The following is an 11,773-nucleotide window of genomic DNA, read 5'->3' as shown; positions in this document are numbered from 1 at the left end:
TGGCGAGTACATCACCATGCCCGCCGCGCCCTGCAGCACCGGCTCCAGGATGACGCCTGCAATCTCCTCGGGGTGAGCGCGCAAGGTGGACTGGACCTGCGCGAAGGCGCGTGCCCAGCCCCCCTCCTCCGCCGGAGAGGGGACGTGCACCACGTCAAAGAGCAGGGGGCCGAAAACCTCCCGGAACAGGGGAACGCCTCCCACGCTGGTGGCGCCCATCGTCTCGCCGTGGAACGCCCCCGACAGGGTGATGAAGCGGGTGCGGCGCGGCTGCCCATTCTGCGCCCAGTACTGGGCCGCCATCTTGATGGCCACCTCCACCGCCGTGCTGCCGTTGTCCGAATAGAAGACGCGGGACAGGCGCTCGGACGCGGGAAGGTCCGGGCGGTCCGAACCGGGGGCGATGGCCGCCAGCTCCGACGCTAGCAGCGCTGCTGGCTCGTGGGTGATGCCCGCCAGGGAGACGTGTGGGAGCGCGGCGGCCTGCTCGGCGAGCGCGCGCATCAGGCGCGGGTGACGGTGGCCCAGCGTGGACACCCACCAGGAACCGTTGGCGTCCAAGTAGCGCGTGCCGTCCGCGTCATGGAGGTACGCCCCTTCCGAGCGCACCACCACCAGTGGATCCGTCTCCGCGATGTAGGCCTCCATCGCCGTGTAGGGATGCCAGACGTGCGCCTTGTCCAATCCGACGATGTCCGCCCGCTTCACGCGTGTACTCCTCTCCTGGAGCTCCGTGCCCCCCTTCCGTACCGGAAGAGCGGGCCGCGCCGCCGCGCGTCATGTCATGCCACGGCGCGTTCTACTGATGGACTCCTGAAGCGAAGCGAGCGGGCCTGTCGCCCCGCGGGGCAGGGCCGCCGCTCTTCCATCCCGCGTGACGCTGCCATGACATGCCCGGTGTTACCCCGGTTCAGTCACTGACCAGGGAACTCGAATGGCCGTCCTCATCTTCTTCGTCTCGCACTGGCTGCTCTGCGTGTTCTTCCAGAGCTTCTTCCAGCACCGGTACGCGGCCCACCGCATGTACACCATGGGGCCGAAGACGGAGCGGGTGATGCACCTGCTCACCTACCTGGTGCAGGGCTCGTCGTACCTGTCGCCCAAGGCGTACGCCATCCTCCACCGTGAGCACCATGCCTTCTCCGACACCGAGAAGGACCCGCACTCGCCCCACTTCTTCAAGGATGTGGCGCGGATGATGTGGCACACCAAGGCGCGCTACGACGACTACGCGGCCGGCCGCGGTCAACCCGAGGCCCGCTTCCTGGGTGGCTACCCGGAGTGGCCGCTCGTGGACACCACGCTGCGCACCTCATGGTTCGCCACCCTGGGCTGGGTGGCCTTCTACTCCACCTTCTACGTGATGTTCGCCACCTCGCCCTGGCAGTTCCTGCTGCTGCCCCTGCACTTCCTCATGGGCCCGGTGCACGGCGCCATCGTCAACTGGTGCGGCCACAAGTACGGCTACCGGAATTTCGACAGCACCGACAAGTCGCGCAACTCCCTGCCCATGGACTTCCTCTGCATGGGGGAGCTCTTCCAGAACAACCACCACAAGTACGGCAGCAGCCCCAACTTCGCGGCGAGGAAGTTCGAGCTGGACCCCACGTGGCAGGTGATGCGCGTGCTGGCCCTGCTGCGCATCATCCGCATCGCCACCCCGCAGCGAGCCGTCTGGCCGGAGGCCCGCGAGGCCACACGGGCCGGGGGCGCCGCTCGGGCCGCCTGACGGACAGGCCAGCAACACACGGCGGGCACGTGCGGGGCGCGTTAAGAGTGCCCCCGTGCCCGCCGATACCCCGCTCCGCCTCCGCATCCTCGAAGCAGTGACTGATGCCCCGGCCGCAGGCTGGGACGCGCTCGTCGGCCCCGACGCCCCACCCTTCGTCCGGCACGCCTGGCTGGCGGCCATGGAGGAGAGCGGGAGCGCCACCGAGGAGACAGGCTGGGCGCCGCATCACCTCACGCTGTGGCGCGGCCCCAAGCTCGTGGCCGCCGCGCCCGCGTACCTCAAGTTCCACAGCATGGGCGAGTACATCTACGACTTCGGCTGGGCGGATGCCGCCGCCCGCCTCGGCGTCGAGTACTACCCGAAGCTCGTCGTGGGCGGGCCGCTGTCCCCCGCCACCGTGCCCCGCTTCCTCATCGCCCCGGGCGAGGACGTCCCCGCCCTGCGCCGGGCCCTGCTTGCCGCCGCCGCCGGGAGCGCCCAGGAGGCGGGCTGCTCCTCCGTCCACGTCCTGTATCCGACGGGGGACGAGGCGGACTTCCTGGAGGCCGAGGGGCTCGCCCGGCGCATCACCCTCCAGTTCCATTGGAAGAACCCGGGCTACGGCAGCTACGACGATTACCTGGCGCGCTTCGACTCCAAGCGCCGCAACCAGCTCAAGCGCGAGCGCGGGGCCGCGGCCACCCAGGGCATCACCCTGCGCACGGTGCGCGGCGACGAGCTCTCCCAGGTGCACGCCCAGCGCGCCTACGGATTCTACACCTCCACCTGCGAGCGCCACGCCTGGGGGCAGATTCAGCTCACCCCCGACTTCTTCGCGCGGGTCTTCCGCACGATGCCCGGTTCGGTGGAGCTGGTGGAGGCGGTGCGCGGCCAGCAGGTCATCGCCGGCGCCTTCAACCTGGCCACCCCGGAGCGCCTCTATGGCCGCTACTGGGGCGCCTTCGAGGAGCACCCCTTCCTCCACTTCCACGTCTGCCTGTACCACTCCGTGGAGGACTGCATCCGGACCGGCCGCAAGGTGTTCGAGCCGGGCGCCGGGGGTGAGCACAAGGTGTCTCGAGGCTTCGAGCCCACCGCCGTGCACAGCGCCCACCTCATTTTCGACAGAACGCTGGACGGGGCGGTGCGGGGCTTCCTTCGCCGGGAGCACGCGCGGCTGGCGCCCGCCGTGGAGGAGGCCGAGCGAATCTGCGGGCTGAAACCCTGGCCCCTGGCCGCCTCCCCGGGCACCCAAGGGGCCACCGGCACCTGAACGCCCCCCGGACTGTCAGCCTGAAGAGGCCTCTCCGCGACTTGAAGTTGTGAAACCGGGGTGAGCCTCTAGAGTGTCATCGCCATGAAAGCCCCGGAGACGGACGAAGACTTCATCCAGTGGTACGAGGACTGCTGGGCGGACCGCGATGAAGTCGAGTATCCGAAGATGTTCGGCGCCATTGACGAAGGCGTCTTCACGCTCGACCAGACGGATGCCATCCAAGCGTGGATGGAGAGTGAGCTCGCCCAGGTCCAGGAAGCGGACCCCAACTGGGGTCCCATGGGCGTGCGCGTCTCACCGCCCAGCGAGAGCTACCCCTACTGGACCTATGTCACCAGTGGACTGTCCAACCCCTTCACCGCGGCACCCGGCGAGGACATCCCCGACGACGCGCCCAGCGGGCTGGGCTACGAGATGGTCATCCACACGCCCGAAGAGGCGAAGTGGCCGGTGTTCCGGCTGCTGGACATGATGGCCTACAACCTCGTGTCCCTGCGCGCCTTCGCCATGGGCCACCGCTACCCGGTGGAAGGCTCCCTGGACGGTGGCGAGTCCAAGCTGAGCGGCTTCGTGTTCGTCCGGGACCCGTCCCGGCCCGACCACTTCGTGCTCCCCAGCGGCAAGGTGCAGTTGCTCACCTTGGTGGGCGCCACCCGCAACGAGATGGCCTTCGCCCGCTCCAACGGCATGGACAAGCTGATGGCCAAGCTGGTGGCTGCGGGCTCCGGCTACATCACCCAGCCCGATCGGGAAGAAGTGAAGCTGTAGTCACACCGCTTCCGATGCGCGCGCCGGCCGCCCTTCTCAAGTACCGGCGCGCGGCGGGGCGTCCTCCACCAGCGCGTGCAGGACGCCCAGCTCGAACGGCTTTTCGATGCGCGGCACCGGAACCGACTGAAGGAAGGTCCGTGCCCGCTCGGAGAAGCCTCCGCCCGTCATGAAGACGAAGCGCGCGAGCAGCTCCGGCTGACGCGAGGACAGCGTGTCGTACACGTCCATCCCCGTCAGGTCCCCCATCATCAAGTCACAGAAGATGCGGTCGAAGTCCGCGTCGCGCGCCAGCGTGTCCAACGCCTCGCGCCCGCTGTGGACCACCACCACCTCGTGACGCGCGCCGAGGATGCGGCCCAATACCGAGGCGAGCAGCGGCTCGTCATCCACCACCAGCACCCGCTTCCGCCCGGGAAGCGCCTTGTCCTCCGCCACCCGCACGGATGCCGCGTCCGCGTCGGTGGTGGGCAGCCGCACCTGGAAGACACTGCCCAGCCCCGGCGCGCTCGACGCCGACAGCTCGCCGCCCATGCCCCGCACCAGGCCCAGGCTGGTGGACAGGCCGAGTCCAGCGCCCTCCCCCAGGGGACGGGTGGTGAAGAAGGGCTCAAAGGCGCGCTCCAGGACCTCGGGCGCCATGCCGTGGCCGTTGTCCGCCACCTCCACCACCACCGTCGCGCCGTCCCTCCAGGTGGAGAGCGTCACCTGGTAGCGCGCCACGTCCCCTTCCGGAATGGCCTGCGCGGCGTTGACGAGCAGTTGGAGGAACACCTGCCCCAGCCGCGTCTCGTGCGCCATCACCGTGGGCACCGGGCCCAGGCGCTTCTCGACGCGGGCCCGGTGGCGAAGGTGCGGCATCGCCATGGAGAGGCCGAACTCCAGCGCCGCGTGCACGTCCACGGGTGACAGTTGCGGCTCCTCCGCGCGGGCGAAGGTCTGCAAGTCACGGACGGTGGTGCGGATGCGCTCGGCGCCTTCCTTCGCCTCGCGCAGGGCCTCCATCGCCTCGCCCAGCGCGCGGGCCAGGGCTTCACGCACTTCGCCCCGCGCCGCGAGGGGCTCGAGTTGATCCAGCGCGAACTGCAGGTTGCCCACGACATAGGAGAGCGGGTTGTTGATTTCGTGCCCCACGCCCGCCGCCAGCTGTCCCGCCATGGCCAGCTTCTCCGACTGCACCAGTCGCTCGCGCGCTGCCATGAGTTCGCGGGTGCGCTCGTGGACCAGGGCCTCGGCTTCCAGGCGGCCCGAGTGCTCGCGCGACAGGAGCACATCCCGCTCCGCCTCCGCCTGCTTCCTGGCGGTGACGTCCCGCCCGAAGATGGACACGTTGCCGTTGGCGCCCCAGGCGTGCACCTCATGCCAGCGGCCAGGCGTGGCGCGCCATTCGAAGATGGTGTGGCCCGCGCCGCTCGCGACTCGGCGCAGCTCCCGCTCCATCCGCGTGCCCAGCAACTCCGGGCACGCCTGCCACAGAATCTGCCGGAAGAGCTGCTCCTGCGAACGCCCGCTGAGGGCCGCGGCCTCGTGGTTCACATAGGTGACCCGCCAGTCCGCATCCACCGTGAAGAACGCGTCGGGCGTGGCCTCCAGCATGCTCCGCACCCAGTCCAGGGTTTCGCGGACGCCCTCCTCCAACCGCAGTGCGCTGGTGATGTCACGCAGGCGCAGCAATACACCGTCCCGGAGCGGCACCGCCGTTCCCTGAAGCCACGCATCCCCTTCCTGGAAGCTGTCGGCGGCCGGCCGCCCCGCTTCCACCACGTCCCGAAGCAGGTCCACCCGGGCGGCCAATCCCGAGCCCGGCATCAGCTCACACAGCCGCCGGCCTCGCAGCGACTCCGGGGCGGCGTGCCCCAGGACGCGCGCACCCGCGGGATTCGCCCAGGCCCACTGGAAGTCGACGAGCGCTCCGGCCGCGTCCCGCACGGCGTGCAACACCATGCAGCCCTCGGGCTGGTGCCGCTCCGCTTCCTCGAGCGCCACGAGCAGCACATCCATGTCGGGCGCCGGAGCCGCCTGGAATCGGTCGTTCAGAATGGCTCCATGTCGACACGAATGCGTGGCCGTCACAAGTACACGGGGCAGACATGTATCAGTATCAGTTCCCATGTGTCTGTCGGCCAACCGCCGCTTGGCGTGGCGCGCGCACGAGAGGCCCGGGCGGTTAGGCTCCTCGGCCGCCCATGACGCCCACCCTCATCACCGCCGTCCACTTCGAGCCACTGCACCTCCCGCTCACCGAGCCCTTCGCCATCGCCACCGGCGCGCAGTACGCCGCGGAGAACGTCCTGGTGCGGCTCACCCTGGCGGACGGCACCGAGGGCCTGGGCGAGGCCGCCCCCTTCCCCGCCGTCAGTGGAGAGACACAGGCCAGTACGCTGGCCGCCCTGGAACAGGTGCGCGCGGGGCTGGTGGGACGAGACGCTCGCGCGTGGCGGCCCGCGTCCGAGGCGCTGGGGGATTCACTCGCGCTGGCGCCCTCCGCCCGGTGCGCCGTGGAGACGGCGCTGCTCGATGCGCTGGCTCGGCACTACCGCGTTCCGCTGTACGTGATGCTGGGCGGCGCGCAGGCCGCGCTGGACATCGACATGACGGTCACCGCGGGAGACGTGGCCCATGCGCGAAAGTCCGCGCAGGCCATCCTGGCGCGGGGCATCACCACGCTGAAGGTGAAGGTCGGGGCGCTACCGCCCGTTGAGGACGCGGCACGATTGATGGCCATCCATGAAGTGGCGCCCCAGGCCCGGCTCTTCGCGGATGCCAACGGCGGCTATGACGTGGCCGAGGCGCTCGCCTTCCTGAAGGAACTGGCACGCGCGGACGTCCCCCTGGCCCTCTTCGAACAACCCGTGCCCGCGCATGATGTGGCCGGCATGGCGGAGCTCACGCGCCGCTCGCGCGTGCCGGTGTGCGCGGATGAGTCGGCGCGCTCGGCGAAGGACGTGCTGCGACTCATCCGGGAAGGCGCCGCGCATGCCATCAACATCAAGACGATGAAGTGCGGCGTCGTCGAGGCACTGACGATGTGGAGCCTCGCTCGCGCGGCGGGCCTGGAGCTCATGGTGGGCGGCATGGTGGAGAGCGTGCTGGCCATGTCCGCCTCGGCGCACCTGGCCGCCGGATTGGGGGGATTCACCTACGCCGACCTGGATACGCCGCTGTTCATCGCGAGCCACCCCTTCCAGGGCGGAGCCCGGTACGCGGGCGCACGGCTGGAGTTGCCAACGGATGCGCCCGGGCACGGCGTCACGCTGGCCTGAGCCGGGCCGCGATGACCACGTCCGTAGTGCGCATCCGCCAGCACATGAGCAACCTGGCCCCCTGACGTGACGCCCGCGAGCGGCCCGTGAGGGATGGCGGGCCGCGCCTCGTGGGGCATTCGCGCTAGGGTAGGCGCATGACCCTGGCTGTCTGCGTGCGGTGTGGCAACTCGAAGGTGGGCGCGTTCACCCCCTGCACGGGTTGCGGACTGGACCCCGCCGCCCACGGCACCGAACGCGAGCTCCAGGCGCGCAGCCTGCTGCTCACGGAGCGCTACCTGCCTGGGGGTGAGCTGGAGGCGATGGGCCGGAAGATTCGCAAGGGCGAGCCCGTGTCCTACGACGCAGGGCTGCTCGCGCAGATTACCGAGGACCTCCGGACACAGAAGTTGCCCATCGTCTCGAAGCCATCCCCTGGGTGCTCCGTCGCCTTGTGGGCCGTGGTGGGCGTGCTCCTCGCGCTCGCCGTGGGCTTCCTGCTCATGTCGCGGCTGCGAGGGCCCTGAGCGCACTGGGACAGCGTCGGCCGCAGGGGCCGGTTAGTGAAGCAGTCCCGTGCTGGCCGCATCCACCTCACCGCTCCGGTTGTCCCTCGTCTCAGAGGACCCGCTCGCCCGGGGGGCGCTCTCCCGGGCGCTGAGCGACCAGACAGGCGTGCACTTCGAGGTGGCGGCCGGGACGCAGGTGGACCTGGAATCCCAACCCGGCGAGCCACCCGACGTGGTGCTGTGGGACACCGGCCTGCGCCCGTCCAACGTGGAGGGTCCCGACCTGGGCGCACCGGTGCTCGCGCTGGTGGTGGATGAAGCCGCGGGCGAGGCGGCGCTGGGCGCGGGCGCGCGGGGCCTGCTGTTCCGGGACGCGGAGCCCTCCGCCCTGGTCGCCGCGCTGCTCTCCGTGGCACGGGGGCTGGCCGTGTTCGACCCCGCGCTCGCGGAGCTGCGCGCCACGCCGCGTGCCTCGCTACCGGCCCAGGCCACCACGCCGGACGCGCTCACGCCGCGGGAGCGCGAGGTGCTCGGGCTGCTCGCGGAGGGGCTGTCCAACAAGTCCATCGCGGACCGGCTGGACATCAGCGAGCACACCGCCAAGTTCCATGTGAATGCCGTGCTCGCCAAGCTGGGCGTCCAGCGGCGCACGGAGGCCGTGGTCCGCGCGGCGAAGCTGGGCCTGGTCACCCTGTAGGCATCGGGCCGCCACGCGGCGGCGCTACGTCCCATCCACCCCGGGTGATAGGCTCCGGCGCGCATGGCCAACCAGGACTGGGTGACGCGCCTGCTCACCGGGCGCGCGACGGCGGACAAGCAGCTCAACGTCCACCTCTCCGAGCGCGACGGCGGCAGCCTCCACGACAAGATGCGGCAGGCGTATTGGTGGATCACCAACAACGCCGTCATCTGTCCCTACTACGACTTGGAGTTCGGCTCGTCCGCGTCCCTCAAGACGCCCGCGGGTGACGAGCTCCATCTCCCCGAGGACACCAGCTACAGCTCGTTCGTCCTCATCCCCCTGCTCACCCTCTTCACCTGCCGGCGCGCGCTGCTGGTGGGCGGACCGGGACGCGGGAAGACGACGTCCGCCATCCTCATGGCCCTGCTGTCCGGTATGGGCCGCGACGAGGTCCACCGCGGCATCCAGCGCGGCCATCCGCAGCTCTCCATCGCGGACCTGCTGGGCGCGCCGCTGCCCTCCGACATGCTCAAGGCGGAGGACCTGTCCGCGGTGAAGGTGAGCTGGCGCAAGTGGATTGGCCAGCGCGTCAAAATCATCGACGAGTACAACCGCATCCCCACCAAGACGCAGTCCGCGCTCCTGTCCCTCATGGCGGAGGGCTACGCGGAGATGATGGACCAGTACGTCTACGCGGGCCGCTCGTCCTGGTTCCTCACCGCCAACGACGACCAGGGCGGCGGCACCTTCCAGGTCATCGAGGCGCTGAAGGACCGCATCGACGTGGTGGTGCGCGCGGTGCCGTTCAACTCGGGGTTCATGGACCAGCTCCTCCAGCGCCTGGAGGCGGACAAGTCCCCAGAGGAGCTGCTGCCCAAGGAAGTCGTCTTCACGCAGGGCGAGCTGGAGCGTGCCTACGCCTCCATCCTGGAAGTGGAGGTGCCCAAGGACGTGCTGGAGCGCATCGCCTTCTTCCTGGGGCAGCTCGACTTCTGCCGCATGGCCTCGCCGCGCTTCGAGTTCAAGCACAAGGACACGCTCAAGCTGGCCGGGCAGACGGTGGCCGCGGTGTGCAACGAGCAGTGCCCGCTGGACAAGAAGGTCCACCTCTGCTCGCAGACGGAGAACGGCGTCAGCGTGCGCGCGTACCAGACCATCCTCCACTTCGCGAAGGCCATGGCCTTCTTCCGCGGCCACGCCGCCGTGGAGCTGGAGGACTTCCGGCAGATTGCCCCCTGGGTGCTGCACGAGAAGCTGGTGCCCAACCCGCGCAGCGCCTTCTTCGAGGTGAAGGGCCACCGCATGCTCCTCCAGGACCGCGTGGCCTGGCTGCGGAACATGTTCGACATGGCCATGAGCCACTACGACACGCACGAGCCCATCCGGCGCAAGGTGACGGCGCTGCGCCAGGAGCTGGACAAGGGCCTGTCCGGCGTGGACCTGCCCACCACCGAGAAGCGCATGAACCAGGTGACGGTGCTGATGAAGGTGCTGCTCGCGCAGCGCGAGCTGTCCGGCCCCGTCTACGAGGACGTCATCCACCTCAAGTCCCTGTACAGCCGCTACCGGAACTACGCGACGTGGCTGAAGGAGAACCCGGGCGGTCGCCCATGAGCACCTTCACCGACGAGTTGGAAGCCAATGCCCGCGCCCGGTTCGTGCGCTGGGACTCCGCCCTGTGGCACGAGCTCACCAGCGGCGCCGCGCAGCGGCTGGGGCAGTCCCTGCTCGAGGCGGGGACACCGGCCGCGGAGGGCGAGGAGCTGCTGCGCGCCTACCTCCAGTTGGGCGCGGAGGCCATTGGCCTGGGCTACCTGTATCCCGCGAGCGCGGGCCGGCAGAACTTCTTCACCCTGGCGTGGTCGGACCTGATTCCCCGCCTGCTGGCCGCCGTGCCCGCGAAGGAGCGCTCACAGGTGTTCGCCCAGTTGTGGAACCTGGGGGAGAACCTGGAGTCCGCGCCGCCGTGGGTCCAGCGCATCTTCTGGCGCGTGGGCCGGGAGCTGACGTCACTGGAGGGAATCGAGGCGCGGCTGCGTGAGACCACCTCCGTGGCCCTGGCGCCGCCCGACGCGCCGCTGGCCGCGCGGGCCCAGGCGCACTGGGTGGACCTGTCGAAAGAGGACAGCCGCTTCCTCCCCGGCCCGATGCACTTCCTGTCCCCCACCGTGGTGTGCGTGCATGACCGGCACCGTCAGGCCGTGGCGGGCCGCGACGCGGCCACGCAGGGCATCTGGCTGGCGGAGACGCCCGTCAGCCTGGGCGCCATGGGCTGCCGCGAGGTGCCCGAGCAGACGAGCGTGGAGAGTCCCCACCTGGACGAGGCGCTGCGGGAAGACCCGCGCGCGGACGCGTGGTTCGCCACCGTGTCCAATGACTGGCGGGTGGCGGCCACGCTGCACACCTCCCAGCACGTGCTGGTGTTCGTCCCGGAATGAGTCCGCCGCGGCCGCGCATCACCCACGAGGACGTGGCCACGGGCTGGCGCGACGCGCTGGCGCTGTGGGACGTGCGCGTGCAGCTCAGCCCTCCCGAGCCCCATGTGGGCTTCCACCCCGACGACAGCCACGCCCAGGAGCCGCTCGCGTATATCGATTTGGCGAAGCGCCAGGTCTTCGTCAATTTCAAGCTCCTGGAGGCCATGGAGGCCACTGGCAGCCTCACGGCGGTGCTGGCGCATGAAATCGGCCACCACGCGCGCTTCCCGCACACGCTGGGCTGGGACGCGGAGCTGCGCGTGCAGGAGCAGCGGCTGGTTCCCGGCCTGAAGCAGTCCCTCACCAACCTCTTCTATGACTTGCAGGTGAACGAGGTGGTGGGCCGCACGCACGCGGAGGCGCTGTGCGCGGTTTACCGGGGCTTCCAGCGCGTGCAGGGCGGCGAGATGTCGCCGCTGTTCTTCTTCTACCTGGCCATCTACGAGGAGTTGTGGGGCCTGCCCCCTGGGAACCTGGTGCCCGCCGCGCAGCTCGAGCCGATGGAGCAGCGATACCCCGGCGTGCGCGCCGAGGCGCGCATGTTCGCGCAGACCTTCTACGCGCTTCCCAACGGCAAGCTCCAGTTCCTCTACTTCTGCGCCACCTTCATCCGCTACATCGAGAAGCCCGCGGACCTGGAGTTCAGCCTGCCGCTGGGCGGAGACGTCTCCGTGCCGGACGTGGACGACCTGGATGCCGCCATCCACGGCAGCAGCCGCTGGGACGACGCACTGGATGAAGCGGAGGAGAGGGGCTGGCTGGAGCCCTTGAGCACGCGCGCGAAGGAGAAGGACGAACTGGACACCATCCACCGCGTCACCGAGCACCTGCCCGGCAAGCAGGGCGGGAAGCTGCGGCGAGCCCTGGTGGCGAAGCACTACCGGCGGCTGGTGGACCAGCACATCCTGAAGCTCCCCTCGACGCCATCCCAGCCGGAGCCCTACCTGCGCACCACGCCCCAGGCGTGGGAGTACGGCGATGACCCGTCCAGCATCGACTGGACCTTGACGGTGCTGTCGCAGGGCCACCTGGCCGCGGTGTCCCCGCTGCGCCGCGAGCTGGAGGCGGACCTGCCGCCCCCGTCCGAGCTGGGCGTGCCGTCCGTGGA

Annotated in this window: 10 protein-coding genes and 1 pseudogene (1 of these 11 cut by a window edge); 9 read left to right on the top strand and 2 right to left on the bottom strand. The window is 69.9% G+C overall.

Features of this window, described 5'->3' with window-relative positions:
- Positions 1–708: the 5' portion of an adenosylmethionine--8-amino-7-oxononanoate transaminase gene (gene bioA / locus OZ403_RS01505; RefSeq protein ID WP_140852864.1), read on the bottom strand. The gene continues 624 nt to the left of window position 1, outside the view; the window shows 708 of its 1,332 coding nt (coding positions 1–708); the start codon lies at positions 706–708; its stop codon lies off the left edge, out of view.
- A 226-nt stretch (positions 709–934) separates the two neighbouring features.
- Between bioA and OZ403_RS01500 the strand changes: the two genes are divergently transcribed.
- From OZ403_RS01500 to OZ403_RS01490, 3 genes are all read left to right on the top strand, one after another.
- Entirely contained in the window at positions 935–1,729 is a 795-nt protein-coding gene (locus OZ403_RS01500) for an acyl-CoA desaturase (RefSeq protein WP_140786766.1), read from the top strand.
- 55 nt (positions 1,730–1,784) lie between these two features.
- Positions 1,785–2,984, top strand: coding sequence for a GNAT family N-acetyltransferase (locus tag OZ403_RS01495; RefSeq protein ID WP_140796988.1), 1,200 nt, complete (start codon positions 1,785–1,787; stop codon positions 2,982–2,984).
- Positions 2,985–3,068: 84 nt separating this feature from the next.
- Entirely contained in the window at positions 3,069–3,755 is a 687-nt protein-coding gene (locus OZ403_RS01490) for a suppressor of fused domain protein (protein ID WP_140786764.1), read from the top strand.
- Positions 3,756–3,791: 36 nt separating this feature from the next.
- Here the strand turns inward: OZ403_RS01490 and OZ403_RS01485 are convergent, their stop codons facing one another.
- On the bottom strand, positions 3,792–5,867 hold the full coding sequence (locus tag OZ403_RS01485) for an ATP-binding protein (RefSeq protein ID WP_328285499.1): 2,076 nt from the start codon (positions 5,865–5,867) through the stop codon (positions 3,792–3,794).
- 74 nt (positions 5,868–5,941) lie between these two features.
- Here OZ403_RS01485 and OZ403_RS01480 point away from each other — a divergent pair, with 74 nt between their 5' ends.
- From OZ403_RS01480 to OZ403_RS39575, 6 genes and pseudogenes are all read left to right on the top strand, one after another.
- Positions 5,942–7,018 (top strand): dipeptide epimerase, encoded by a 1,077-nt coding sequence (locus tag OZ403_RS01480; RefSeq protein ID WP_140786762.1) that lies wholly within the window; start codon positions 5,942–5,944, stop codon positions 7,016–7,018.
- Positions 7,019–7,155: 137 nt separating this feature from the next.
- Complete coding sequence (locus tag OZ403_RS01475; RefSeq protein ID WP_140786761.1) at positions 7,156–7,524, top strand: hypothetical protein; 369 nt, start codon at positions 7,156–7,158, stop codon at positions 7,522–7,524.
- 49 nt (positions 7,525–7,573) lie between these two features.
- The gene (locus OZ403_RS01470; RefSeq protein ID WP_140852861.1) at positions 7,574–8,203 is read left to right on the top strand and encodes a helix-turn-helix transcriptional regulator; all 630 of its coding nucleotides are present in this window, start codon (positions 7,574–7,576) and stop codon (positions 8,201–8,203) included.
- A gap of 63 nt (positions 8,204–8,266) precedes the next feature.
- A complete protein-coding gene (locus OZ403_RS01465) occupies positions 8,267–9,802 on the top strand; it encodes an AAA family ATPase (protein WP_140786759.1) in 1,536 nt (511 codons plus the stop codon).
- The gene (locus OZ403_RS01460) at positions 9,799–10,626 is read left to right on the top strand and encodes a hypothetical protein (RefSeq protein ID WP_174258601.1); all 828 of its coding nucleotides are present in this window, start codon (positions 9,799–9,801) and stop codon (positions 10,624–10,626) included. Before OZ403_RS01465 ends, OZ403_RS01460 begins: the two co-directional genes overlap by 4 nt.
- Positions 10,623–10,829 (top strand): annotated as a pseudogene (locus tag OZ403_RS39575) (hypothetical protein); the annotation flags it as partial. The gene OZ403_RS01460 and the pseudogene OZ403_RS39575, both read left to right, overlap by 4 nt.
- Positions 10,830–11,773 lie beyond the last annotated feature (944 nt).

The sequence above is a fragment of the Myxococcus sp. NMCA1 genome, from assembly GCF_026810205.1.
GTDB classification, from domain to species: domain Bacteria; phylum Myxococcota; class Myxococcia; order Myxococcales; family Myxococcaceae; genus Myxococcus; species Myxococcus xanthus_A.
The sequence above is the reverse complement of the archived record's forward strand: the minus strand, read 5'-3'. Positions and strand labels throughout refer to the sequence as shown.